Origin of the sequence: Bacillus sp. SA1-12 (assembly GCF_000981385.1) — a bacterium.
GTDB lineage: Bacteria > Bacillota > Bacilli > Bacillales > Bacillaceae > Metabacillus.
On the sequence record NZ_LATZ01000033.1, the window covers coordinates 1 to 25247 of the forward strand.

Consider the following 25247-nt stretch of genomic DNA (forward strand, 5'->3'; position numbering starts at 1 on the left):
TTGCGAAATATTTAATGGACAAAGAAATTAGACCTGTTATGCCTTACACAAGACCCCACACTAAAGATGAATTCATGAAAAAATATGAATATGTCTACGATGAATATTATGATTGCTATATTTGTCCGAAGGATCAAATACTTCCTTACCGCACAACGACCAGAGATGGTTACAGACAATACGCATCAAATCCAGCCATTTGTAAGGATTGCCCACTCCTTGATTCATGTACACACAGTAAGGATAAGAGGAAAATGATTCACCGACATATTTGGGAAGATAAAATTGATGAGGTTAATCATTTACGGCATACAGAAATGAATAAAAACATATACGCTAAGCGAAAAGAGACAATAGAACGTGTCTTTGCAGATGCTAAAGAAAAGCATGGCATGCGATGGACCACTTTAAGAGGAATTAAAAAAGTGGCCATGCAGGCGATGCTAACTTTTGCTGCCATGAATCTCAAGAAAATGGCAAACTGGGCATGGAAGTATCCATGCCCAGCCTAAGAAAATAAAGAGAAAATGCAAACCCCATTTCAAATCAAGGATTTGAAATGGGGTTTGTCTACGGTCTGAGCCCATCATCTCTTAAAAGAGACGATGGGCTTTTGGCCAACCGCGGTACCACTCTTATTGACTTCTTTTCTTACAAAGTCCAGCTTTTTTGCACAGTTTTAATATGCTAAACCTTGTAACGGAGGTTAGTCGTTAGAGCCTAATTTATTCGGCTTCACCACTCCTAGACGAGTTCAAAGTGCCATGTGACTGCGTTTCACCACCCCGCAGCTCTCTGCTCATCATGACCAATCTTCTACTACTTCTAATCATCGCGTTCATTATTTTTATCAAGTAATCTATGTGGTAAATTACTATATTGCAATACTATACAAGTTGATAATCACATTGTCAATGAATTTATCGATTTTTCTAAAATTTCACTTATGTTATCAGTCTCTTTTGCCTTTACCTTGTATGTTTTTTAAAACTTTTAATTTAGGAGAAAAAATGAAAGGGTACAATTAAAGATTATCGTTTAAATGCTTCAATAATCAACGTTGGTTGTACTAGTTTCTCTTTTTGTATAGGGTACTGCGTTATTAATAAATAATGCACAAATATGGAATAACATATTAATTAAACAGCCCTGTTATTTTCATATGAAAATAACAGCTGCTTCATTGTTCTTAGAATAAACTATAACTCTATTTCCTATTCTTTGATCTTTTTGCAGAAGACTTAATTACCCTTTAACCAATCAATTCAAATTTATTACTTTCATACAATAAGAGTAATTATACTTTCCAATCAAAAAAAGGCGCGTTTCCAAATTAAACGCACCCTTGCAATTTATTTTTATCCTTTTATTTTGCTTCATTCATTTCAGTACTAGTTACATATTTTTTTTGAAGATCTGCATAAACACCAACTATCCGATTAGCAATTTTTTTATTTACGGGATCGTTGTCTGAGCCAGCCCAAGGAACAACAACGCTAAATGCAATTTCGGGCTTTTCAGAAGGATAGTAACCAACAAAATTTAGGTTGTTTGTTTGTCTACCCCAATAAGCACGTTTAGGCCCGTAATAAAGTGTTTGTGAGGTACCTGTTTTACCGGCCACATCATATTTAATATATGCCCTAGCAGTCCCGCGACTTCCAGAAACGACCCGTTTAAACCCTTGTTGTACTCGTTCGATATCTTCTGATGTGTTGTTTACTTTATTTAATATGTTAGGAGATTTATCAATAGCGATCGGGCCAAGTTCTCCGTTATTAGCCGGGGCATGAATACTTGTTACAATTCGCGGCTGAACACGATAACCACCATTAGCTATAGCCGACACATATTGTGCTAATTGGAGTGGAGTATAAGTGTCAAATTGACCAATGGCTATATCTAAAAGTTTACCGCCGGTATCTGGAGTACTTATTAGACCTGCAGACTCTTGCGGTAAATCGATACCTGTTGGAACTCCTAAACCAAATTGCGCAAAATAATTTCGTAACTTCTGAAAATCTTCTTGTGTTACATTAATCGGTCCATTTTTCACATACGGAACATCAGCAATTCTCATTGCTACACGGAACATATAAACGTTTGACGAACGCTCTAAGGCACTTAAATCATTTACATATCCCAGGTTACTGTAAGACCCCTTTGGCGGTGTTCCTCTAAAATAAAGTTTTGTATCGTAATAACCTTGACCATGCGGCATACCATCTTGGTAACCTGACAAAACTGTTGCTCCTTTTACAGTTGATCCTGCTTCATACTGTGAAGCAAATGTACCATATGCATAGTCAAGCATATCTCCATTTTCTGGATCTATTAGTTTACCTGCCATAGTCATCACATCACCCTGAAAAGGATCCATTATCACAACAAATGCACGATCCAACAAGAAGTTTCCTGAACTGCTTCTTGCCCTGCGTAATTCTTCTTCTACAATTTTCTCTACTTCCATTTGAAGTTCTATATCAAAAGAAAGCTTTAAATCATAGCCTCTTTGACCTTGATCAACGACCTCTTTAGAAACGATCGTTCCACTTTTATCCGTAATATATTCAATCTTTGCTTTTCTTGGATTAAGGTAATCTTCATATTGATATTCAATATAGCTTTTACCTACCCGTTCGTTACGAGAGTATCCTCTTGCCGTATAAAAATCCTCTCGAGATTGGAGTATCCCTTGTTCAGGTGTTGTTATACCTCCAAAGATTGTATTTAACGAACTATATGGGTATGAGCGATCCCAATCGGTTATAATATCTACTCCCGGTAAATCCTCTAAATTTTCGGCAACTATAGCAATTTCTTCTTCTGTCAAATTTAATGATTTTACGGTTTGTGGCTCATATTGATAGCCTGATGAAAAACGAGTGTAAATATAAGCAAGTTTTTGTTCTTCTAGATCTTCTTTAATGGCTGTTATTGCTGCACCAGGTACACGCTCTACCTGTAATTTGTATGTTTCAGATGGTTTTAACTCTAATTCCTTTTTCGTAAGTAGCTTTTCTGCTTCTTTTGGATGTGATGCGAGCCAATAGTCACGTATATCACGTTCTTTTAATTTTTCTTTTAAGTATGCAGGCTCATAGCTAATGTAATTCGCAAGTTTCTTTGCAGTATTTACCTTGTCTTCTGTTTTTGTTGTTTTTTCAACGGTGTATGTAATAGCTTGTACACTTATATTGTCTACAACAACTCGATTGTAACGGTCATACATTTTTCCACGTGGAGCTGGAAGACTTGCAAAATCTGATTCCGTTCGTGATACTTCCTTAGAAAAATCCTCCCCTTGGACTATTTGCACGATTCCAAGACGAACAATGATGGCAACAAACAATAAAAAAATAACAAAGAATAATGCGTTTATTCGGATAAATCTCGATTTTTTTAGCACACGCTGTTCGGATGCACTTGTGCTAGGTTCTGTCAAAGTAATCCTCCCCTTACAATTTTTTGAAAATATCACCTATACTATACTATTATATTTCTTTTCATATGGATAGTCTTATTTTCCCAAAACTACTTTTATATAAAAAAGATTATAAGAACCGTAGACAAACTTTTTATTAATCTCGTTATAGTGAAGCTTGTCCGTATTGTAAAACTATGTTTTCATCTATTGTAGAATTAATCTTCTGCCTATTTTTTCACTGACTAATCTGTATAAACTTATAGGCAGCAAAAATGTTCTATAACATTCATCATTGTTGAATTAATTTTTACATTTTTTGTTGACATTTTTTTATGGTTCAATTTATTATTTTATTGAATGAATCATTCATTCATTTTAAATTTCTTTATTGGTATCGTTATTTCTTTACTGGCTATTTAATTATTTACAATTTTGTATTGGGGGCTAAAATGATGATCAAACCAGGTGTAACATTTATTAATGGCAATTGGGAAAAAGCAATTGTGATTGGCGGAGGTATGGCTGGACTACTCTCTGCAAGAGTACTCTCTAATTATTTTGCAGAAGTGCTTATCATTGAAAAAGATGATCTACCTGTGAAACCTGAAATTCGAGCAGGCACTCCTCAAGCTTTTCACCCACATCGGTTTACACCTCGAGGTAAAATGATAATGGAACGGCTCTTCCCTGGATTTAATGATGAATTACTGACTTGCGGGGCTCCAACTACACAGAATAAAATGATTCACCAGACCAATCAATATGGATTCCTTGTCATGCCCAATACAGAAAATGATGCAACATTCAGCAGATCATTACTCGAGTGGGTATGTCGGAATCGCGTGAAAGGGATTTCGAATGTTCAGTTTCTTACAAAAGTTGACGTAATCGGCTTGCAAATGATTTCAGATCAATCAGTTGTAACAGGTGTCCATATTCGAGAACGAGAACTGCTCGGCCAGCAAAAAGCACTAGATGCAGATTTCGTAATTGATACTAGCGGCCGTTCCTCTAAATTGTGTAAATGGCTGCAGCAGCTTGGTTTTGAAGTGCCAAATCCTGATATCCTCAAAGTCTCTCTTGGTTACAGCACACGCCATTACAAGATTCCCTCTCATTTGTCAGTAAATTGGGATGTGATTCGAATTGCAGGAGATCCCGCCAATAAGACCTTAACTGGGTGTTTTTCCACAATAGAGAACAACATAGCTGAAACAGTCCTTTATAGTCCTGGGGGGCATTATCCAACCACGAATGTCGATGAATATGAACAAGAATTTACAAAACTTGCCGATCCGTTAATAGCAGAAGTGTTGCAAGAGCTTGAACCAATTACAGGTCCCAAAGGTTATAGAATTACTGAATTATTCCGTCATCACTTTGAAGAAATGGAGCAATGGCCATCAGGATTGTTGGTTTTAGGAGATGCTTTTTGCAATTTTGATCCGATTTTTGGCCAAGGAATTACAATGGCTGCAATAGAAGCAGAGGTGTTAGACTCCTGCTTGCGTGAACAACGAAATCATCCCTTGCCCTATTTTGAACGTAACATACTTCAAAAAATGAATGAAATTGTTGAACCTGCCTGGTGGTTGAATTGTGCAGCTGATCTGCCATGGCAAGGAGTTGAATATGCAGGCAAACCGTTGAAGGGTATTGAATTTGCTCAAAAATACTTTGCATTGTATATTAAACATGCAACTACCAAACGTAATTTTGAACGATATGGTTTGTATTGGGCGGTGAATACATTATTTTTACCACTAGAAAAACTAATAAATTCGCAAATGTTAGCTGCCATTCTTGCTTCTGAGGAAGCATCTTCTGAAAGGGAAGAATTACTTTTTGAACTCTCAAAGGGATATGGTCAGACAGTTGATGAACAATTGTCTAAGATTCTACCATCCTTTCCCTCAACAGCTTATGAATATTTAAATGCACAATCATGATAAAAATAGTATAGGAGTGAAACATCATTGCACCATTAAACGAAGAACAGTTGCAGCAAATTCGCGATGAACGAAAAGAACAAATTATAGAAGCAGCCCTTAGGGTCTTTGCCCGACGAGGAATTATTGGCACGAAAATGAGCATGATCGCTAGTGAAGCTGGAATAAGTGCCGGGCTTCTCTACCGCTATTTTGATTCTAAAGACGAACTATTTATCACACTCGTTCAGAAAGCAGTTGATGAATCCATTGCCGGAATCAAGAGCATCTATCAACTACCTGGATCCCCATTAGAAAAAATAAAAACGTTAACAGCTGAGATACTCAATGAAGGCTCCCAACTTTATTTCATGTTGATGCATCACGCTCGTACGTCAGATGAAGTACCAATAACGGCCAAAAAGATTATTGAGGAGAATACCATGGAGACTTACATCGACATACTTGAACCCCTTTTCATTGAAGGTCAGAAAAGTGGGGAATTTGCAAAAGATAATCCTGGCGAACTGATATCATGCTATTTATCTCTTCTTTCCGGTCTAATGACATTGAATATTCAGGGCGATGAAAATTATCAGATGCCAAAAGTCGATTTTTTATTGAGATTTATCGTTAGGCCTTCTTAATAACTAAAAAGTGCAAGGCGCTAATCCTTGAGCGACAAGCTAAAACGAGGCGGCTAAATGAATTTAATTTGCACTTCCAATTATTATAAAAATAATAGAAAACCTAAACGAAAGTTAAATCTCAGGTTTAAACCTAATTAAAAAGATTCAGTAAGAATCTCACATATGTTCAACATTGCTTGTTTAACTAAAGTACCCTTTCGTATTATTCGATCAGCCAGAAAATTTTCTGGTTGATCACTTTTTATATCGATATATGATAACAGCAGCCGGGCAGAACGTAAGAAAGAGTGAACATAAGGGATGTTATATAAAATATAAAAGAATCTTTTGTTAAAAGATTCTTTTACCATTATCGCCTCCATCTCCAATATTTTAAAAATAACTACTTTTGCTTATTTACATAGCTTAACTGATACTTTTTTAATCCCTTCAGTTCCAATAAGGCTGCCTGCAATTCCAATTAATACACTTGATGTAAATAAATTAATGGCATAATAAATACCAGTACAGATAATACAATCAATGATTAAAAATTTTGTTATTGTTGAACCTTTAATTGATTGGAATATAACACGATTTCGTTTTTTTATTCTCATAATGTCACACCTTAGAGTTTTTAGATAAGATATGGCTACAAAAGATTGTACTATTCACAAGTGAGAACGTAGTTTAATCTGTTAAATGGCTAAATAAGACTTTTCAGAAATATTATTCGCTCTTCTTGAAATAGTGTACAGGACGAATTTCAATACGCCAGCCAAATTCCTCTCCCGCACTTACCTGTATTGTCGGATGCAGTGAGGCCATCTGAATGGCTTCTTCAATGTCTTTTGCTTCTATAAGGAATATACTTCCGATTAATTCTTTGGTTTCTGTAAAAGGGCCATCAGTAACCGTTACCTTTCCGTTCAACCGACGCAAGCATTTTGTTTCCGATTCAAGACCAGCATCTATTATCACTTGCCCGTTTTTGTAGAATTCCTCTAGATGAGGCAGACATTCTTTCATAACTGCATCAATCTCTTCTTTTGGTCGGGTGTCCATTTTTTCAGAATTTAAATAACCAATACATAGAAAAATCATCTTAATCTCTCCTTAAAATTTGTTCATATACTATATAGACGATCGGGAAACAGCAAAATCGACACAATAAAAGCGACTATTTTCACTTACAATCGTTGGCTTGTTTCAAAAGATATTCGCGCTGCCGCGTATTGGTGGTTAACGAAGCCGCACGCATGTATTCTTCATATGCTTCACTAAGTCGGCCTAGCTTCTGGAGTAAGTTCCCTCGAGTACTTGGAAGTAAGTAATAATTTTTCATAACGGGATCCAAATGCAAATAATCAACAATTTCTAATCCAGCTGCTGCTCCGTATGCCATAGAAAGAGCCACAGCTCGATTCAGTTCAACAACTGGAGAAGGTGTGAGTTGAGCAAGTTCATGATAAAGAGCTGAAATGCGAACCCAGTCCGTTTCTTCAGCAGTTTTGGCCCGCGCGTGGCACGCTGCAATAGATGCCTGCAGCCCATACATGCCTAGTGTCCCTCCTAATCGTTCTGCCTTTTCAAGTGCATGATAACCGCGACTAATCATCAGCTGATCCCAAAGTTCCCGATTTTGTTCTAAAAGCAAAATAGGATCTCCTGCTGGGTCGACTCGTGCATTAAACCTGGACGATTGTATCTCCATTAAGGCTATAAGACCATGTACTTCGGACTCATTGGGAATAATGTCAGCAATATGTTGACATAGTCGTAATGCTTCGCTACAGAGCACGGGGCGAATACAATTATCACTTGAGGATCCCGAATATCCTTCGTTGAACATCAGATAAATGACTTCAAGGACAGAAGAAAGCCGTTCCTCAAATTCTCCCTTAAGAGGTACTTCGAATGGCACTTGAGCAGCAGACAGTGTCCGCTTGGCCCGGACGATCCGTTGTGCGACAGTTGGTTCAGCAACAAGAAACGCTCGTGCAATTTCTTCAGTCGTTAGTCCCCCTAGCAATCGAAGTGTAAGAGCTACGCGAGCCTTTTGGGACAAAATGGGATGGCAAGTCATGAAAATTAACCGCAATAGTTCATCACCAATCTCATCATCAAGAACTTGATCCCAGTCAACTTCATGGTGGGATTCCAACTGATAAGCAATCTCATGATATTTCTGATTATGTAGCTTATTTCTACGAAAATAATCAATAGCCCGTCTTTTTGCGGTTGTCATTAGCCATGCACCTGGATTGTTCGGAATGCCAGAATTCGGCCACCGTTCAAACGCTAGGATTAGTGTGTCCTGGGCAAGATCTTCGGCAACCCCCACATTTCTAACCATCTTTGTTAAGGAAGCAATTATTTTAGGGGATTCCATTTTCCAGACCAATTCGATTTTATGATGAATACAATGCTCAGTCATTTTTTATTCAAACCTCCTCTATAGGTATAACGAATGAAAAATCGTAAATACGACATGGCTATAAAACTTTCTGTCATTTTTTATCCTTTTCTTTAAACAAATTTGAACTTTGTTCATAAAAAAAGCACTCCTCCCTATTTGAAGAAATGCACTTGTTAGTGTAAGTATCCTTATTAACAACCTCATTTTATTGTTTTTAAATCTGTGTCTTTTTCGTATAGCTTAATATGTTCCCCACTTACTCCATAAACTATGCCACTATTTCTCCATCCATATTTTTCATAATAATGTTCAAGATCTGTAGATAGATAAAGCTTTTCATATCCTTTTTTGATTGCCTCTTTTAGCCCGTGTTGAAGTAGCTTGGAACCTATTTTTCTTCCTCTATGTTCCTCATCAACGTAAAGGCAAGCAAGCCACGGGCATAGGTCCTGCCGGCTATTAAGGTCATTTCTTAATAATGCATATGTCCCAATGATATGTCCCTTTTCTATCGCAACATAAAACCTTGGAATATCTGATGAAGTAGTACATGAATGAATCATAGCGTCTTCATAAAATTTATAATTTTTTTCGTTTCCCCATTCTCTCCAAAATACTTGAATTGCTTTTTCAAATAAATCATTCCTATCCCGAAGTTCAACAATTTCCATATCATTTCCTCAGTTCCATATATATTTATAAAAAAATTTCATTTCCTTTTATTAGCATTCCTGCTCCGTTAGTGGGCCAAATGGTAGCTGCGGTCTTGAACTCTTGGATACTCAGCTTAACAATGCTGAAAAAAATTGATTGATCCTCTTTTTAGCATAGTCTCCTTTTTTACAAATTTATTAGCATTAAAAATGACTAAATACTTGATATAGAAATTAAATCACCTTTTTATTCCATCCTATAGGAATCAATGGTCCTACTAACCAATCTATTTAGCTCTTGGTTTAACAAAGGACTCTAATGTTTATTCCTTATTATTACTAATTCTTCCTGCATCCTGCAATTCCTTCTTCTACAACGTTGGATAATAATAAAGGCTTACCCTAAAGCAAAGCATCGGTTTATTTACGAACATTTTTAATAATCTATTCTCAGTTTTTCTTAATTAACTTGATAACACGGGTTTAAAATACTTTGTTATAATATAAAAAGCTAATTGGAGATAAATTCGAATAGAGGTGAAACAAAATGTATTGGACTCCATTATTTGAAAATGATGTACCAGTAGCACCCTTCTGCTCATAATGGAGTGAAGGTAACTACATCTCTCCGTTAGGGGCATTCTCGACCTAATCAAAAGACGGAGGGTAAAAAAATGAAAAACACCTTATTAGGTTCGTTATATTTAATTTTAGCTTCAAGTATTTGGGGCGGTATGTATGTTGTTGTTAAAGTTGTAGTATCGGTTATACCACCACTGGAACTTGTGTGGTTGCGATATTTAGTAGCTATTGTTGCTCTTCTTATTATCGGATTTATAACAAAACAAAAGTGGCGAATCGAAAAACGTTATTTCTTAATAATCATAGCAATTGGGATCATTGGAAATACGATTTCGATTGTTGCTCAGGAAACTGGCACTATGCTATCAACAGCACAAATGGGAGCGATTATAACTTCTTCAACACCTGCATTTATGGTTGTTTTTGCTCGCTTAATCCTTAAAGAACGGTTAACGTTAAAAAAGGGAATCTCCGTTTGTTTAGCAACAATTGGAGTTCTTTTTATTGTTGGAATCGGAGATGTGAATAGTTCCAGTACGCTTGGAGGTATAGCGTTATTTATTGCAGCTTTAACATGGGCGTTCATGTCTGTACTTGTTAAGCGATTGCCTAGTAATTATTCACAAATTGTGGTAACTACCTATTCAATTTTGGTTGCCTTAATTGTATTGACTCCTTTTGTTTTGCCAAGATTACACGAAATTAATATTTATCAACTGACAGAACCGACCATTTGGGGAGGACTCTTGTATTTGGGAGTTGTTTCAACTGCAAGTGGATTTCTACTTTGGAATCGTGGTTTACAAATGCTTAACGCCTCTAGCGGCGGGATTTTTTTCTTCTTTCAACCCTTGGTTGGTACATTACTTGGATGGCTAATACTTGGAGAGAAGATAGGCGTATCGTTTTGGGTAGGCTCTATCCTCATTCTCACAGGTGTTTTATTCGTTATCATCGAGAAAAAATAGTATGAAAAAACCCCTTCAACTATAGTTGTAGGGGTTTTGAACTCGTCATGAATGTATAAAAAAATTCACATTTAATCAACAAGCAATTTTCGTAAAATACCATCTTGTTATTTTTGAAGAAACGGTATATAGTTTCACAATATCTTATTTAGCTATATTCGGTTGATTTACCTCAATTTCTAATGTTTGCTTTTTTATTACTATTACGAAAAGACTTGCCAATAAACAGAACATCCCTGCTAGCGCAAATGCCCATGAATAGGAGTTGAAAATGTTGTAAAGGATACCTGCTCCGCTTGCAGCCACTGCAGAACCTAATTGATGGGCAGCAAAAATCCACCCGTAAACAACTACACTTTTATCAATTCCAAATATCTGTCTTGAAATATTAACCGTAGGTGGTACAGTTGCAATCCAATCTAAACCATAAAAAACAGAAAAAATAAGCAAAAGTGTCATTGAACCTTCAGTCAATGCAAATGGAAGAAATACAAGTGAAGCTCCTCTCAAACTATAATACCAAAACAACAACCATCGATTATCAAACCGATCGGACAGCCAACCTGAAAGAGTTGTTCCTATTAAATCAAACACCCCCATTAACGAGAGCATTGAAGCAGCAGTTACAGCAGCAAAACCAAAGCCTATACAGTAAGAAATAAAATGGGTACCAATTAATCCGTTAGTCGAAAGTCCACAGATAAAAAAGCTTCCTGATAATAACCAAAATTCCTTAACTTTTACAGCTTCAAATAAAGTTTGAAAGGCACTTGTAATTGGATTTATTTTTTCGTCAACTTCACTTTCATAGGATTTCTCTACTCCTCCATATGGAAGGACCCCTGCCTCTTTAGGTGAGTTTTTCATAAACAATAGGATAATCATGAGCATAATAAAACTAAGGATGAAAATAAGTCCCATCGCCCATTTCCATGAATGTGACTCCACAATGATTGCTAGTATTGGAAGAAGGATCAATTGTCCGGTTGCTGTGCTCGCCGTTAAAATACCCAACGCAAGCCCTCTTCTTTTTTCAAACCACCGATTTGCAACATATGAACTTAGTACCGTTAAAAACACACCAGATCCTAGGCCTATAATGATTCCCCAAATCAAAATTAATTGCCATGAATTCACCATAAAAAAGGTGAGAAAAACACCGAACATTAACGTGGTCATGGCCAATATCATCATTTTCTTTAAGCCAATTACTTCAATTAGAGCAGCCATAAATGGACCAGAAATTCCGTATAGAAGAAGGCTTATCGCAAAAGCAAATGAAACTGTTGACCGTTCCCATCCGAATTCAGTTTCAAATGGAACAATGAAGACCCCTGATGATGATCGTACAATACCTGCAATAATAATAGAAAGAAAGGCTATGAGTAAAATAACCCAACTATAATGAAAACGCCTCAACTCTACACCCCTCTGGTATGAATATAGTGATAAAATTTATTAAATTATCAAGTAAACTTTTTACTTGTTCCAGCTATAATGCTTAGAATTGCATTCTTCCTCCAATAATACAAACCGTTTTCGCTATAATTAAAGTATTTCTTTTTCAAGCCCAATATTTATTTCAGCTACTGAATAAAGAACCGCTTTTCCAGCCATTTTTACTCGCATATCTTCATGTTTGCAATATAGCGTGCCACCCCTCCTTGATTGTTGCCGTGCCACCAATTCCTGTTTACCTAATCTCTTTGCCCAAAAAGGAATTAAGCTACAGTGCAAAGAACCTGTTACCGGATCTTCATTAACTTTTAATTTAGGAAAAAATGCTCGCGAAACAAAATCGAATTCGCTTCCTTTAGCTGTAACACAAACACCCAATCCTTCTGGTAATCTTTCTAATTTGGCAAAGTCAGGATTTACGTTTTTCACTTCTTCCTCGGACTCCAATACAAATACAAGGTCTCGATTTAAGTAGGCTTCTTTTGGCATAATTCCCAAAGCGCTGACCATGTGATCGGTAACAGAAATTTCTTCTGAAGGAACGGATGGGAAATCTAGTTCATACAAATCATCTTGCTTATTTACGGTTAATTCTCCACTAATTGTATTGAACTTGACCGTTTCCAAATGCTTTTCATAATAATTCAAAATGATAAAAGCCGTTGCTAATGTTGCGTGTCCACAAAGGTCAATCTCCCCTCCTGGTGTAAACCACCTAAGCCGATAATGATCTGATTCTTTTACTGCAAAAGCTGTTTCGGATAGATTATTTTCAATGGCTATATTCTGCATAAGTTCTTCTGAAATCCAATCATTCATCAAGCATACTCCAGCTGGATTTCCTTCAAAAACCTTTTCTGCAAAAGCATCAACTACAAAATATTTCATCTCATATTCCTCCAGTGTTATAATGTGTTCAATAAATTAATGGTAGTTTACACCTGTTTATATATAACACTCAACACCAATGTATAACACTAAAAGGAGATAATCTAATGCACATTGAAATTCAACGGAATGCGGACATTTCATTAACGAAGCAAATATACCATTCAATTCTGGATCATATCCGTTCTGGACTCTTAGAAGAAGAGGCACAATTACCTTCTGTACGGGAGTTATCAAAACAGCTTGGAGTAAGTTTAGTTACGGTGGTAAAGGCATATCAAAAACTAGAACATGAGGGTTTTATTACATCTATTCAAGGAAAAGGAACATTTATAAGAAAAACTAAAAATGAAAAAACAGACAAGATAGAAGAGGTCGTTTCATACGATTGGCAGCTTTCTATTCAAGATTATTTACCTAGATCGCAATTTGCTCGTTATCACCAGGTCCCTCAAAAGATTCATCTTTCATCTTCTATGATTGATCCTGCACTTCTTCCTAATCGGTATTTAGAGCAAGAGATTTATAAAATGCTTTCTGAAAATCCAAAAGTACTATCACAGTATGGAGAAATTCAAGGAGATATAGCGCTTAGGCAAGCAATGTGTGAGTATCTAAACAAAATGGATGTACCAACGACCCCAGATAATATTTTAGTTACAAGCGGTTCACAACAAGGGATAGACCTAGTTGCACGTACATTTGTTGGACCAGGTGATGTGGTTATAATGGAAGCCCCAACTTATCCAGGAGCTATTGATGTGTTCCGTGGGAGAGGTGCAACGATCCTTACAGTGCCTGTTGACAGTGATGGGATGCGAGTAGATTTACTTCAGAATTTATGTGATAAATATAAACCAAAAATCATATATACAGTTCCTACTTTCCATAATCCAACTGGAGCGGTAATGCCTACAAGACGCCGCAGACAAATTCTTGAAATAGCGAAAAGTATCCAGTGTTTAGTTGTTGAGGATGATCCATTTAGTGAAATATATTTTGAACAAAAGCCGCCAGCATCTATGAAAAGTCTGGACAACTGTGGTCATGTGATATTCTTGAAAGGTTTAAGCAAAACACTAGCAGCAGGCTGCAGAATTGGAATATTGGCGGCTTCCGGTTCTGTATTTAAACGCCTATTAGCTGCCAAGGCTAACACCGACTTAGGGAGTCCTTTACTTACACAAAAAGCCATCCTTCATTTTATAACATCAAAAAGAATGATGGATCATCTAAAGAAATTAAGAACAGCACTAAAGATAAGGCGTGATCTAGTTCTAGAGATTTTATCAAACCATTCTCCTGAAGAAGTTTCTTGGTTCATACCAAAGGGAGGATTAAATATATGGCTAACTCTTCCTGCTTGGATTAATACTGATCATCTATTATTAGAAACAAAGAAAGAACAAATTTCTTTTTTACCTGGTTCTGCTTGTTACCCTACAGAACAGGAAAATCATCATTTACGCCTTAGCTACTCTTATATGAAAGAGGAACATTTAAAACAAGGTGTTACAACAATTTGTAATATTCTTAAGTCAACTATTGACGCAAAAACAAAACAAAATTGCTCACCACATTTTTAATTAAGTCTCAATTCTAAGAGATTGTTGTTTTTATATAGATTCTTTGACGAAAACAGTTTTTGGTTGAGAAGGTAAAACCCCATTTTTTTAAAATGGGGTTCGAAAAAACTATAAATGAATTCTTACTCTCTCTTCTTTTCAAATAGCCCATTGTATTTTAAAGTCAGGTGGAAAATATTTCTAGTTAACCATTTTTGATGGGTTTATTCTAACAGTTACCAGAGCAGATCAAGTTGTTCGTTGGCTATGAATCTCTTTACAAAATCTTTTGTTGTTTGACTAATTGGTTTGTACCTATACTTACAAGCACAAATACAAGAAGTGAGGCAACGACAGGAATTGTTACACTATTCATACCAAATAAATCTCCATGGAAGTGATAAATATAAACGTACGAAACAAGGCCTACAATCATCGATGCAATTGCTCCGTATTTATTGGCAACTTTCCAATAAAGACCTAGTACGACAATCCATAAAAATGTCGATTCAAGCCCGCCAAACGCAAATAAGTTTAACCAAATTAATAGTTCCGGCGGTTTCAATGCAAAGAACACAACGGCAATTCCGACAACTGTTGTCACAGTAAAGCTTATGCTTTTAATTTCCGAATCTCTAGCACTTGGTTTAATAAAGTTTAAATACACATCTTTTACAAGCGTCGAGCTTATTAAAATTAATAATGCGTTTACCGTTGACATAATGGCAGCCATTGGTGCAGCCAATACGATTCCAGCAAGAACAGGCGGTAAAATATCAAGTGTCAGTGTTGGCATCACTTTATCACCAATTTCAATCCCTGGAATCACGGCACGTCCGAATACACCGATTAGGTGCATCCCAAACATAATTGTCCCAATACCGATTGTACCAATAATGATTGCACGATGCATTCCTTTCGACTCTTTATAGCTCATCGCTCGCACTGCAATTTGTGGCAAGCCGATTACACCGATACCAATTAAAATCCAGAATGTTGATACATAAAGTGGCGAAAGACTTAAATCTGCTCCATAAGGCGAAACAAGATTTGGATTTTCTTGAACGAGTTTCGCCATAATAGCTGAAACCCCGCCTCCTTCAATAATGACCGCTACAAGTAGAATGACTGTCCCTATAATCATAACCATACCCTGCAGTGCATCTGTTACTGCAACTGCCGCAAATCCGCCAATTATGACATATACAAGCACCGCAACTGCAAAGATTAACAAAGCAACTTGATATGATAACCCTGTTAATGACTCAATTAAACGTGCTCCACCAACCCATTGTGCTGTCATCGAAGCGAATAAAAAGACAAATATTGCAATTGCAGAAATCAGCACAATCGATTTTGATTGATAGCGTGCCTTTAGAAAGTCAATTAACGTAATTGCTTCATATTTACGTGCAATAATCGCAAACTTTTTCCCTAAAATCATTAAAACAAAATAACCAGCTGGTAATTGAGCCATTGCAAGCAGCACCCAGCCTAACCCTGTATTATACGCTACACCAGGCCCACCAATAAAACTTGACGCACTTCCATACGTCGCCATCATTGTCATTGCTAACAGGAACCCACCCATTTCTCGACCACCAAGGAAATAATCCGATAGAAATGAGTCTGATTTCCGAACACGTGCATTTGCCCAAAAGCCAATAAAGAAAATAATGACAAGGAAAAATGCTAGTGGAATAATTACTTGCCAGTTCATTCTTTCTCTTCCTCCTCAAGCGAAACTTCGGTAAAGAAGAATTTCATCACTGCGGCAATTAAGACAATCATAAAAATCGTACCAGCAATACAGCTATAGAAAAACCATGCTGGAAAACCGAGAATGTACGCATATGTCGTCGGGTCCTGATCTCCAAGTCCATACGCAAAGCCAAACCAAATGGCAAAATTAATGACCACAAGAATGATCCCTATAATTGCTTCACGATGTGCAATTTTAAAGCGTCTATCTTCCATTTGTTCCACACCTTTCCATACTTCATTTTAAGCGTAATTTACTGAATGACAAGTATAATTTTCTATTATTTCACCTAAATAGAACCTTTACTATAGGGGTGTACCACAAATAAAAAGAAATTGCCTGTTTCCCTCTTTTGAAGATTTACCTCAAGGCTCGATTAATTTTGCTTATCATAAAAAATATAAAAACCCAATTCCCCTATTTTAAATCAGAGAAATTAGGTTCTTTTCTTTACCCCATTAAACCGCAAGATTGTTGAATAAGCAAGAATTCCTGCTTGTCAACAGTCATTGAATGATGTAGGAGCTCTTGTTTTTTATTAATGTAGTAAACTACAAACAACGTTAACACCTGACATACTTGCGTTTGAAACCAAGTTTGCCTCTATCTATTTCCTTTTGGATATTTTCTGAAGCCTGCAGTATACTGCTTTTTTTCTTGTCCCGCTTGATTTCGACTGGTCCAACTGCTTTTGCGGTTTCAACCGCCTTTTCATGGAGCGGCAAATAAGAAATCCCGACTGTGTATATAAAATTATTCATTGCAGATTTTGTTCTATTAGGAGAAGTATGAATCGTTTTTTCTACCAGATCAAGCATATGGGCCATTTTGCTTTCACTAAACTCACTGTCCAGCCGATTACCTAAAAGCCAGCAGTAACAGCTCCAACCCGCAGACATTTTAAGTTCTTCCCCGCTAGCGATCCATTTATCGGCAACAGCTTGCGCAATCTTAGTTTCAGCCAAAGTTACAGCAACAACATAATCGGACAGCATATAAAAATACGCCGTATCAATCCAACGGTCAAAATCCGACTCCGTCATTATCATAGGGTCCGCTATAATGCCTGCAAAATACATAGCATCATAATTCCCGGTGGCGTACAACTGCTCGGCTAAGGGCTGATTTTTCTTAATTTTCTTAGCAAGGGGCTTCATTGCACCTGTAGCCACCCCAAAAAGCGGTTCGTGTGCACCATTGCTTATGTATGTCTTTTTTATTCTTTCCTTACCTAGAGCTTCCAGTTCCTGCATAACTATTTCGAGATCCATCTTTTCCCACAACCTTCCTCCATAAACATATAATTTCTTTTTAACAAACTAGCTTATTTTCTTTGACAACCAATACACTAACTTGTTTTAAGAGCTAGCAGCTTGTACCACAAATCATTACACCTGAATTTATTGTTTTTACCCATACTCTAGAATAATCCCAAACGACAATGATGCAGCTACAAAACACTTTTTAGGTAATATCTGTGGAATACATTCGTTTCTTATTTATATATAACATAATTTTCCCTAGTGGGAGCATGCTAATTTGAATTATTCTTATATACTTAAACGTACCCTTTATGAAGGGTACGTATTATTAATTACAATGATCCCCAGATGAACATTTATAACCCTCAACATCAATTTGAATCGTTGTATGATGTAATTGAAACTTGTCGTGTAATAGAGTCTTTGCATTTCCCAGTAAGTCTTGATGGACGACCTCCTGCTCTACTACAAGATGACAGCTTAAAGATGGGAAATCTGATGTAATGGACCAAACGTGTAAATCATGAACATCTTTAACTCCTTGAAAATTCAATAATTCTTCTTTTATCTTTTCCACATCAATATTTATTGGGACACCTTCCATCAAAATATGGAAAGAGTCTTTTGTCACTCTCCATCCACTAATAATAATTAATATGGCAACAATAATACTTGCAATCGGATCAGTAATATTCCAACCAAAAAACATAATGAGTAATGCGGCAACTATCGCTCCAAAAGAACCTAACATATCACCTAACACATGTAAGAAAGCACTTCTTACATTGAGATTCTCATCCTTGTCGCCTTTCATTAAAATAAAGGCTGCAATAATATTTACGACTAGACCTATAATGGAGATCGTTAACATTCCAACACTGACCACATCTGGAGGATTTAGTATCCTTTGATAAGCCTCCCAAAAAATATAGAGTGAAATGACAACGAGTGTGATGCCATTAATAAATGCAGCCAGTATTTCAAACCGTTTATAACCAAAAGTTTTAGATAGAGAAGCACCTTTTTCACCAAAAGTAAGAGCTAAATAACTTAGACCTAATGCCGCAGCATCGCTTAACATATGACCAGCATCTGATAATAAAGCTAAACTATTAGTAAGAATACCGCCGATCACTTCAATCACCATATAGGTCGCAATTATGAAAAAAGACCATTTTAACGCGACCCTATTATTACTTGAGTGATGGTGGTGGTCATGATGACCATGTTCGTGACTATGTGAGTGTCCCATTATATTCCCCCTTTATATATGAATATATGTTCATATATAAATTATTAAATAAATCGTTTAAGTGTGCAAGACATTTTTACTTTTTTTAGAATTTCTTTCCTTTTATTTAGAAAAAATGTCATCTGAGCTTGTTTCGTTTATCCTAACAAATTTTTGATCACTCTATTCCCACTAAAATAAAATAAAAACATCCAAGAAAACCTTAGGTTTTGTAGGATGTTTTTTATTGTTTAAACCCTTATTTCCTTTTTAATAAAAGAAAAAAGTTAAAAAGCTGGTGGAGTTACTGAAAAGAGGATGACTGCACTTTTATTAAAATTATTTTCCCATTTATGCATCATATATGATGGTATTTTGACACTATCACCAGTTTCTAATATGTATTCTTTATCATCTAAAAACACTTTAATTTTCCCTTCTAAAACAATAGCAACTTCTTCTCCTTTGTGTTCCAAAAGTTTCTCAGATGATGATGTAGCTGGAGGAACATTCATAATCGCAGTTGCCAGTGTTCCTGTAAAATCAGGTGATAATAATTCATATGTTAGGTCTTCAACAATCATTTTTTTCCGTTCATTTGACCTTACAACTAAATCTTCAGTATTCGTTTCCTCAAGTAAAAAACTAAAAGTAGGAACATCAAGAGATTTAGCTAAAACCTTTAGAGTCTGAATGGAGGGATTTGCTAAGCCTCGTTCAATCTGACTTAACATTGAAGGTGTAATCTCAGCTTTTTTTGCTAATTCCCTACTGCTCAATCCTTTGGCTTTTCTGTATTTCTCAACTTTTTTGCCAATATCTATATTTTCCATAACCACACCTCTAAAAATTAAATATAATTAAATATGAATTAATATTATTAAAAATTATTTAACGTATTTAGAAACTTATGTTAAACTAAATTTAATACTATTAAATATATTTTATCAAATGCCAATTTTCAAGTCAGTAAGGAGTTGAGAAAATGAATGATATCTTAACATTCTTAATTCTTTCATTATTTGTTGTTATGAGCCCAGGTATCGACACAGCACTTATTACAAAGAGGACCTTATCAGACGGAAGAATAGATGGATATAAAATGGCTCTAGGTATTACAACTGGATCTTTGGTGCATACTTTTGCCGCTGCTTTTGGGCTATCAGCTATTTTGATGCAGTCTGCTGTTGCTTTTGAGATCATTAAATATGCAGGTGCCATTTACTTGATCTACCTCGGATTATCATCTTTCATCACAAGGAAGAATAAGAAGATTACCGGTGTTGAACAACAAAATGGCTCTGAAATGAAAAAATCAGCTTTTAAACAAGGGCTCTACTCGAATGTACTAAATCCCAAGGTTGCCATGTTCTTCTTAACATTCTTACCCCAATTTATGAAAACAGGAGCAACCGCAACGGTGCAACTCATGATAATGGGTATTATTTATACATTGCTATCCATCACTTGGTTTTTTGTTTACGTCTTTTTCATTAATTATTTGCGTAAATGGCTAATGTCACCGAAAGTGCAAAGTATTATGGATAAAACAACCGGTCTTATTTTAATTGGATTTGGATTAAAGCTAGCAATAAGCAAACAACGTTAAACGAATGAAAAAACATGGGGATAGGATCTCAATGTTTTTTCATCTTTTTTCAACTAATCTGCCATTTTCGTTACAATGTGTACAAGATTTCACAAATGTACTTATAGGGAAAAATTTTCATGGACACAATTTTTGAATAAATTAAACAGACTATTCCTAGTCAATGATTTTTTTTCCTTCTGCTAACAACTGCAAATAGTAACTATGTGTCCTCAGTAATTTTAAATCCTTTGACCTTATAAATCAGAAGGGATTGGAATTTATTCCTTTTAATATCTCCAGTGAAAAATACGCTATGCGTCAATAGATAGTCCTATTCAAGTTTGTGTATAAACCTTATTAACTCAATTTTTTAAACTTCTTCATAATAAATGATCGATTAAATCATTTTGAGGAATTAGTGAATCTTGTTTAGATAATCTGATGATAAAGTAATGATTTTTCATTCATCATAAAAAAATGCTATTTCTTTATGATAAAAAAATAATTTTGTTAATTCAGTTAGTTTCCAAATTAGCTCTCTAAGTGAATAACAAATAGTATCGATTTACTCAAACAAATGAATATTTGGATCCTGTTTATAAGAATGGACAAGAATAGCATGTAATTGACCTCTATGATGAGATAGATGGGCCAAAATTTCTAGCAGCCATTCGTAACGAGTGTATGTAACACCCCAGTAAGCTGTTTTCTTTTGGAATAGTTCCTTATCTGTATAAGCTTTATACCTTTCCTTTAATAAGTTGTAATTTGATATCAGTTCCTCTTTCATTTCATCTTTACTTCCTATTACTTTATTTGAATAGTATTCATTCATTTCGTCTGAAGTTTTTTCATCTGCGATGAATAAATCTGCTTCACATATAAGTGCAATATGTTTTAACAGCTCTCCTATTGAATGTTTATTTTCTGTGGGTCTTTTTTCTAAATCACTTTCCTCAATCTTATCTATAATGGTTAATACTGTTTTAATAAGTACATTCATTTGATTAAAAACGCTCTGGCAATATGTATTCATGCTGCCCCTCAATTATAAATTTTTCTTTAGTTAAACTTACTAAAAATGAATTGTAATTCAATTGGGCCATTTTATTAAAGTAATCCCCTAATGAAAAATAATCCTTTCAAAATATGCTTGTATTATATTTTTATGCATGCCTCAGCTTCTGCTCTCATTTTAATCTCGTTAAGCGTTTCTTCAGGAGTCAATTCTGATGAATCAATCCAAAGCCCTATCCTTGGATTTTCATTGATCAAAACTTCATGGAGTTGATCAACCTCCCATGTAATATAGCCGTTCTTTTGACGATTTTTCTCCCGTTCAATAATTGTGTGTACATTTGGATTCAGTGTAATAAAGTATAGTGGTCTCGATTCAAATGCCTGAAGAAAAGAATGCACTTCTTTTCCCAGATAATTATCCTGAACAACAACAGAAAATCCGGCTTTAAAATACTGATCAGCCACTTGTGCTGTCATGTGGTATCGCAGCCTTAATTGCTCCAGCGCAGCTTTAGAATAATCAGGTGTCATATCAATTTTTCCTTTCACAATCATCTTCCGAAAAAGATCTCCATGTAAGTGAACACCTTTCTCAAATTGTTCTGCTACCATTTGTCCAATGGTTGATTTTCCTGAAGCCATTATTCCGGTAATAATATAAATTCCGTTTGGAAGTGTCATAATGAATCCGCCCTCTTTATAAGTTTCTTTTTGGCACACCAGTATAATAACTGATATGAAAAGTAATCATCAGTCCAAAAATCTTGTAAACTTTTAAAAAAGAACTAAATTTATAAGCCGTTATTTTTAACCAAGATTTGATTGTGTATGTGGTGTTCCATATGCTCAAGATAATCTTGTATAAGCCACTCGAGTGTTTTAAGTTGATTATTGCTAATGTCACAAATATTATCTAGCTTTTCACTAGGAATGTTTTTAACAATCGTCACAATATGTTTATTTAATGTTTGAAAAAGATTTATGAGTTCATCAAGAGGTCGGTCTTGATAATTTTGGATGATGACCCATTGGTCTTGATTATACGAATGAATACTATATACTGGTTCTTCATATTGAATTCTTATGAACCGCTCAAGATTATTTACGGCAGAGTCACATAGGTGACCTAATATCTCTTTTTTAGACCATTTAGCAGGTAATGGCCGATTAGATATTTCTTTTTTAGACATAGCGTTGTACTCTTCTGGTAATCTACGTATCCATAGATTGATTCCCTCAACTACTTTTTGCATGTTTCTTCTCCCCTTCAATTTCTTTAAATTATTCTACGCCCGTTATTACAACATTATTATTAATAGACCAACCTTTTCTATAATAGTTCCTGCATTATATTCAACTTTTCTATAACATTACTATTGATTTTATTTTACCTATTTGTCTGCAATTTGGGAATTTATTCCGATGTTTAATTAGGGATTTTTGCTACCGAAGTCTTTATTTTATTAAATCAGCGGGCAGGTTATCGCAAATAAGATGGAACTTTTTTGAAACTATCTTCATTCATTTCCGTCTAATAATGGGGGTGAATTTTTATAAACAAATTAATTATGTCTATGTTTATCTTTTTCTTAATGTTTATCACGGGATGTTCCTTACAACCTACTGGGGAATTAACGAGAGTAGATGTTCAAAAAGGAATTTATGAAGATATACTTATCATAACAGATGATGAAACAATTCATTTATTAAAAAGATGTTTTAGAAAAGTTAAATGGGAACCTGATACATCAGCAAAAATGTCAAGAAAAGAGGATATAGTGGCTACCTTATTTTATACATATGATAAAAATATGCCAGAAAGACTTTATGAATACAGAATTTGGTTTAATGGTAACGATACTGCAACAATTATTAGTAATAATGAAAATGAGGGTTATGGAACTTTAGATTTAGATCATTCAAAAATACTTAAAAATAATTTGTTTAACTAACGTTTCCTTGAATTTACTAGAGGTATCCTGCTTGATTCATGGTGTAGTTTAATAGAAGAAGGATTTTAATTGGTCATCATGAAGAGAATTATGACTGCATAACGATACAGGTACAATCAGGCGAAACTTAATACCTAGGAAAGGAGTTCTTTAAATGGTTATAGCTAGAAACCGGAAGTTATTAGTTCCTGGAGCAAACCTCTACTATGAAGTACGTGGATCAGGTCCTTTACTGTTGATGATACATGGTGGAGGTGGCGACGCCGATAAACTTCAAATGATAGCAGATGATCTCGCTGACAGATACACAGTTGTTACCTACGACCGCCGTGGTCATTCCCGCAGTAATATCTCCTATCAAACTGAGAATTACCACGTCAAAATACATAGCGATGATGCCCATCGTTTGCTGGCCAAACTTACTGATGAACCTGCCTATGTTTTTGGGAGCAGTTCCGGTGCTGTGATCGGACTAGATTTATGCATACAACATCCGAATCAAATACTAAAATTCATCCCGCACGAACCAGTCTTATTGGAGTTATTACACGGAGATGAGCTAGAACAGGCTAAACAATTCATGGAAAACCTTAAGCTGAATCATCGAAATGAGGTTGTAAAGTTATTGTCAAATTCAGAAGTGAACCGTAACAATACTGAGCAAAATGAGCGTCTATTGAGTAATTCAACGTACTTTGTAGAAAATGAAATCCCTGGAATTCTTAACTATTCGTTAGATATAAATACCTTAAAGACTGCTTTGACATCTTCAACAATGCATATACTTCCGGCAGGTGGAATTGCTTCAAGGGAGTTTTTTGCTTACAGATGCTCTGACTTATTAGCGGATCATCTAGAAACAAAGTTTGTGGAGTTTCCTGGACATCATGGTGGCTACAATTCAGAGTTTCATAAAGAGTTTGCAGAAACACTACACACTATTTTGGTGGATAAACATGATTGATTTGCCTGTCTTTAACTAATATCTTATGGTGTGGAATTTAAGAAGCTTTAATCATTTTACAAATTTAATAGTTTGATTGTTCAACAGCTAATGTTATTAATATGCAACGTTGAACACATAGGTGTCCCTTATAAAAATCTTCTATTACGATTAAACCTGTTGAGTAACGTTATTTACAAAAAATAAAAGCACCTTCACATAAATAGATAAAGGCAGCATTCTTGATGTGACCCCCAAAAGTTAGAGTTTTGTATTAAGCAGCTGATTGGCTGGTATGGATACGGTATTGAACCGGACTCATACCTGCCAATTTTTGCTTTATACGCTTGTTATTATAATAATCGATATATTCTTCAATTCTCTTTTTTAATTCCTCAAATGAGCACAGTGCTTCTCCATAATACATTTCTTGTTTGACTAACGCGAAAAAATTCTCCATCGGAGAGTTATCTAAACAGTTTCCTTTTCGCGACATACTCTGGTATACCCTATATTCCTTAAGTGTTTTTACCCATTTATTATGTTGATATTGCCATCCTTGATCAGAATGTACAGTAGTCCTGTACTTTGAAACTTTTACTATTTCAAGGGCTTCCTCTAGAGGTTTAAGGGCTAATTCTAAGGTTGGACGCATACCTATCCCATACGAAAGAATTTCACCGTTGAACATATCCATAATGGGATTGAAATACAGTTTTACACCGTCAGAACACTTAAATTCTGTGATATCTGTTGCTAATTTTTGATGACACCTATTTGTGTGGAAACGGCGATTAATACGGTTCTTGGCAACAGTTCCAATAGTCCCTCTGTAAGAACTGTACTTCCGTGATTTTCTTTTGAACTTATCTCCTTTGAGTCCGAGTTTATTCATGATGCGTTGCACCTTTTTATGATTCACTTTAGAACCGCGATTTTTCAATTCTAGCTTGATACGACGATAACCAT

Annotated in this window: 24 protein-coding genes and 1 other annotated feature; of the genes, 8 read left to right on the plus strand and 16 right to left on the minus strand. The window is 35.6% G+C overall.

Going from position 1 to position 25247, the window contains the following annotated elements; all coding sequences use genetic code 11:
* On the plus strand, positions 1–512 hold a 512-nt coding region (locus WQ54_RS15950), incomplete at its 5' end, for a transposase (RefSeq protein ID WP_046585395.1).
* 83 nt (positions 513–595) lie between these two features.
* Positions 596–842: a binding site (T-box leader), on the minus strand.
* A gap of 524 nt (positions 843–1366) precedes the next feature.
* Here the strand turns inward: WQ54_RS15950 and WQ54_RS15955 are convergent.
* Positions 1367–3445: a penicillin-binding protein 2 gene (locus WQ54_RS15955; protein ID WP_046585397.1), complete on the minus strand. Its 2079-nt coding sequence runs from the start codon at positions 3443–3445 to the stop codon at positions 1367–1369.
* 431 nt (positions 3446–3876) lie between these two features.
* Here WQ54_RS15955 and WQ54_RS15960 point away from each other — a divergent pair, with 431 nt between their 5' ends.
* Positions 3877–5376 carry an FAD dependent oxidoreductase gene (locus WQ54_RS15960; protein ID WP_331435125.1) on the plus strand — a complete coding sequence of 500 codons (1500 nt, stop codon included), beginning with the start codon at positions 3877–3879 and terminating at the stop codon, positions 5374–5376.
* A 26-nt stretch (positions 5377–5402) separates the two neighbouring features.
* Positions 5403–6002 (plus strand): TetR/AcrR family transcriptional regulator, encoded by a 600-nt coding sequence (locus WQ54_RS15965; protein ID WP_046585401.1) that lies wholly within the window; start codon positions 5403–5405, stop codon positions 6000–6002.
* A gap of 395 nt (positions 6003–6397) precedes the next feature.
* On the opposite strand, the gene WQ54_RS15975 is transcribed toward WQ54_RS15965, so the two are convergent.
* The 4 genes from WQ54_RS15975 to WQ54_RS15990 form a co-directional block, all read right to left on the minus strand.
* Positions 6398–6601 carry a hypothetical protein gene (locus WQ54_RS15975; protein ID WP_046585406.1) on the minus strand — a complete coding sequence of 68 codons (204 nt, stop codon included), beginning with the start codon at positions 6599–6601 and terminating at the stop codon, positions 6398–6400.
* A gap of 112 nt (positions 6602–6713) precedes the next feature.
* Positions 6714–7088 (minus strand): YciI family protein, encoded by a 375-nt coding sequence (locus tag WQ54_RS15980; RefSeq protein WP_046585407.1) that lies wholly within the window; start codon positions 7086–7088, stop codon positions 6714–6716.
* Positions 7089–7170: 82 nt separating this feature from the next.
* The gene (locus tag WQ54_RS15985) at positions 7171–8421 is read right to left on the minus strand and encodes an RNA polymerase sigma factor (protein ID WP_046585409.1); all 1251 of its coding nucleotides are present in this window, start codon (positions 8419–8421) and stop codon (positions 7171–7173) included.
* 182 nt (positions 8422–8603) lie between these two features.
* On the minus strand, positions 8604–9074 hold the full coding sequence (locus WQ54_RS15990) for a GNAT family N-acetyltransferase (RefSeq protein WP_046585412.1): 471 nt from the start codon (positions 9072–9074) through the stop codon (positions 8604–8606).
* A gap of 656 nt (positions 9075–9730) precedes the next feature.
* Between WQ54_RS15990 and WQ54_RS15995 the strand changes: the two genes are divergently transcribed.
* Positions 9731–10606 carry a DMT family transporter gene (locus tag WQ54_RS15995; protein ID WP_046585414.1) on the plus strand — a complete coding sequence of 292 codons (876 nt, stop codon included), beginning with the start codon at positions 9731–9733 and terminating at the stop codon, positions 10604–10606.
* Positions 10607–10750: 144 nt separating this feature from the next.
* On the opposite strand, the gene WQ54_RS16000 is transcribed toward WQ54_RS15995, so the two are convergent.
* Together WQ54_RS16000 and WQ54_RS16005 are read right to left on the minus strand one after the other, a co-directional pair.
* Positions 10751–12025 carry an MFS transporter gene (locus tag WQ54_RS16000; protein ID WP_046585416.1) on the minus strand — a complete coding sequence of 425 codons (1275 nt, stop codon included), beginning with the start codon at positions 12023–12025 and terminating at the stop codon, positions 10751–10753.
* A 129-nt stretch (positions 12026–12154) separates the two neighbouring features.
* Positions 12155–12952, minus strand: a complete 798-nt coding sequence (locus WQ54_RS16005; RefSeq protein ID WP_046585418.1) for a PhzF family phenazine biosynthesis protein — start codon at positions 12950–12952, stop codon at positions 12155–12157.
* A gap of 107 nt (positions 12953–13059) precedes the next feature.
* Here WQ54_RS16005 and WQ54_RS16010 point away from each other — a divergent pair, with 107 nt between their 5' ends.
* Entirely contained in the window at positions 13060–14538 is a 1479-nt protein-coding gene (locus WQ54_RS16010) for a PLP-dependent aminotransferase family protein (RefSeq protein ID WP_046585420.1), read from the plus strand.
* 256 nt (positions 14539–14794) lie between these two features.
* Here the strand turns inward: WQ54_RS16010 and panF are convergent, their stop codons facing one another.
* The 5 genes from panF to WQ54_RS16035 form a co-directional block, all read right to left on the minus strand.
* Positions 14795–16237 carry a sodium/pantothenate symporter gene (gene panF, locus WQ54_RS16015; RefSeq protein ID WP_046585423.1) on the minus strand — a complete coding sequence of 481 codons (1443 nt, stop codon included), beginning with the start codon at positions 16235–16237 and terminating at the stop codon, positions 14795–14797.
* Positions 16234–16494 (minus strand): YhdT family protein, encoded by a 261-nt coding sequence (locus WQ54_RS16020; protein WP_046585425.1) that lies wholly within the window; start codon positions 16492–16494, stop codon positions 16234–16236. Before WQ54_RS16020 ends, panF begins: the two co-directional genes overlap by 4 nt.
* Positions 16495–16842: 348 nt before the next feature.
* A complete protein-coding gene (locus WQ54_RS16025) occupies positions 16843–17550 on the minus strand; it encodes a DNA alkylation repair protein (RefSeq protein ID WP_046585441.1) in 708 nt (235 codons plus the stop codon).
* Positions 17551–17869: 319 nt separating this feature from the next.
* A complete protein-coding gene (locus WQ54_RS16030; protein WP_046585427.1) occupies positions 17870–18793 on the minus strand; it encodes a cation diffusion facilitator family transporter in 924 nt (307 codons plus the stop codon).
* Positions 18794–19059: 266 nt separating this feature from the next.
* Entirely contained in the window at positions 19060–19605 is a 546-nt protein-coding gene (locus WQ54_RS16035) for a helix-turn-helix domain-containing protein (protein ID WP_046585429.1), read from the minus strand.
* 152 nt (positions 19606–19757) lie between these two features.
* On the opposite strand from WQ54_RS16035, the gene WQ54_RS16040 reads away from it, so the two are divergent.
* Positions 19758–20381: a LysE family translocator gene (locus WQ54_RS16040; protein WP_046585430.1), complete on the plus strand. Its 624-nt coding sequence runs from the start codon at positions 19758–19760 to the stop codon at positions 20379–20381.
* Positions 20382–20928: 547 nt separating this feature from the next.
* Here WQ54_RS16040 and WQ54_RS16045 read toward each other — a convergent pair.
* The 3 genes from WQ54_RS16045 to WQ54_RS16055 all read right to left on the minus strand — a co-directional run bounded on the left by WQ54_RS16045 (position 20929) and on the right by WQ54_RS16055 (position 22636).
* Positions 20929–21399: a DinB family protein gene (locus WQ54_RS16045; RefSeq protein ID WP_046585432.1), complete on the minus strand. Its 471-nt coding sequence runs from the start codon at positions 21397–21399 to the stop codon at positions 20929–20931.
* Between the two features lie 122 nt (positions 21400–21521).
* Positions 21522–22064, minus strand: a complete 543-nt coding sequence (locus tag WQ54_RS16050; RefSeq protein WP_046585434.1) for an AAA family ATPase — start codon at positions 22062–22064, stop codon at positions 21522–21524.
* 110 nt (positions 22065–22174) lie between these two features.
* Entirely contained in the window at positions 22175–22636 is a 462-nt protein-coding gene (locus WQ54_RS16055; protein ID WP_046585436.1) for a DinB family protein, read from the minus strand.
* Between the two features lie 315 nt (positions 22637–22951).
* Here WQ54_RS16055 and WQ54_RS16060 point away from each other — a divergent pair, with 315 nt between their 5' ends.
* Together WQ54_RS16060 and WQ54_RS16065 are read left to right on the plus strand one after the other, a co-directional pair.
* Positions 22952–23335 carry a hypothetical protein gene (locus tag WQ54_RS16060; protein WP_231597547.1) on the plus strand — a complete coding sequence of 128 codons (384 nt, stop codon included), beginning with the start codon at positions 22952–22954 and terminating at the stop codon, positions 23333–23335.
* A gap of 154 nt (positions 23336–23489) precedes the next feature.
* Complete coding sequence (locus WQ54_RS16065) at positions 23490–24299, plus strand: alpha/beta fold hydrolase (RefSeq protein ID WP_046585440.1); 810 nt, start codon at positions 23490–23492, stop codon at positions 24297–24299.
* Positions 24300–24552: 253 nt separating this feature from the next.
* Here WQ54_RS16065 and WQ54_RS16070 read toward each other — a convergent pair.
* Positions 24553–25247: IS3 family transposase (locus tag WQ54_RS16070; protein ID WP_046585443.1), on the minus strand; the 695-nt coding region annotated here is incomplete at its 5' end.

Excerpts from the sequence above, each read along its gene's own strand:
- WQ54_RS15960 (WP_331435125.1), top strand. The coding sequence starts at position 3,877 with ATGATGATCAAACCAGGTGTAACATTTATTAATGGCAATTGGGAAAAA.
- WQ54_RS15975 (WP_046585406.1), bottom strand. The coding sequence starts at position 6,601 with ATGAGAATAAAAAAACGAAATCGTGTTATATTCCAATCAATTAAAGGT.
- WQ54_RS15980 (WP_046585407.1), bottom strand. The coding sequence starts at position 7,088 with ATGATTTTTCTATGTATTGGTTATTTAAATTCTGAAAAAATGGACACC.
- WQ54_RS15985 (WP_046585409.1), bottom strand. The coding sequence starts at position 8,421 with ATGACTGAGCATTGTATTCATCATAAAATCGAATTGGTCTGGAAAATG.
- WQ54_RS15990 (WP_046585412.1), bottom strand. The coding sequence starts at position 9,074 with ATGGAAATTGTTGAACTTCGGGATAGGAATGATTTATTTGAAAAAGCA.
- WQ54_RS15995 (WP_046585414.1), top strand. The coding sequence starts at position 9,731 with ATGAAAAACACCTTATTAGGTTCGTTATATTTAATTTTAGCTTCAAGT.
- WQ54_RS16005 (WP_046585418.1), bottom strand. The coding sequence starts at position 12,952 with ATGAAATATTTTGTAGTTGATGCTTTTGCAGAAAAGGTTTTTGAAGGA.
- WQ54_RS16010 (WP_046585420.1), top strand. The coding sequence starts at position 13,060 with ATGCACATTGAAATTCAACGGAATGCGGACATTTCATTAACGAAGCAA.
- panF (WP_046585423.1), bottom strand. The coding sequence starts at position 16,237 with ATGAACTGGCAAGTAATTATTCCACTAGCATTTTTCCTTGTCATTATT.
- WQ54_RS16020 (WP_046585425.1), bottom strand. The coding sequence starts at position 16,494 with ATGGAAGATAGACGCTTTAAAATTGCACATCGTGAAGCAATTATAGGG.
- WQ54_RS16025 (WP_046585441.1), bottom strand. The coding sequence starts at position 17,550 with ATGGATCTCGAAATAGTTATGCAGGAACTGGAAGCTCTAGGTAAGGAA.
- WQ54_RS16030 (WP_046585427.1), bottom strand. The coding sequence starts at position 18,793 with ATGGGACACTCACATAGTCACGAACATGGTCATCATGACCACCACCAT.
- WQ54_RS16035 (WP_046585429.1), bottom strand. The coding sequence starts at position 19,605 with ATGGAAAATATAGATATTGGCAAAAAAGTTGAGAAATACAGAAAAGCC.
- WQ54_RS16040 (WP_046585430.1), top strand. The coding sequence starts at position 19,758 with ATGAATGATATCTTAACATTCTTAATTCTTTCATTATTTGTTGTTATG.
- WQ54_RS16045 (WP_046585432.1), bottom strand. The coding sequence starts at position 21,399 with ATGAATACATATTGCCAGAGCGTTTTTAATCAAATGAATGTACTTATT.
- WQ54_RS16050 (WP_046585434.1), bottom strand. The coding sequence starts at position 22,064 with ATGACACTTCCAAACGGAATTTATATTATTACCGGAATAATGGCTTCA.
- WQ54_RS16055 (WP_046585436.1), bottom strand. The coding sequence starts at position 22,636 with ATGCAAAAAGTAGTTGAGGGAATCAATCTATGGATACGTAGATTACCA.
- WQ54_RS16060 (WP_231597547.1), top strand. The coding sequence starts at position 22,952 with ATGTCTATGTTTATCTTTTTCTTAATGTTTATCACGGGATGTTCCTTA.
- WQ54_RS16065 (WP_046585440.1), top strand. The coding sequence starts at position 23,490 with ATGGTTATAGCTAGAAACCGGAAGTTATTAGTTCCTGGAGCAAACCTC.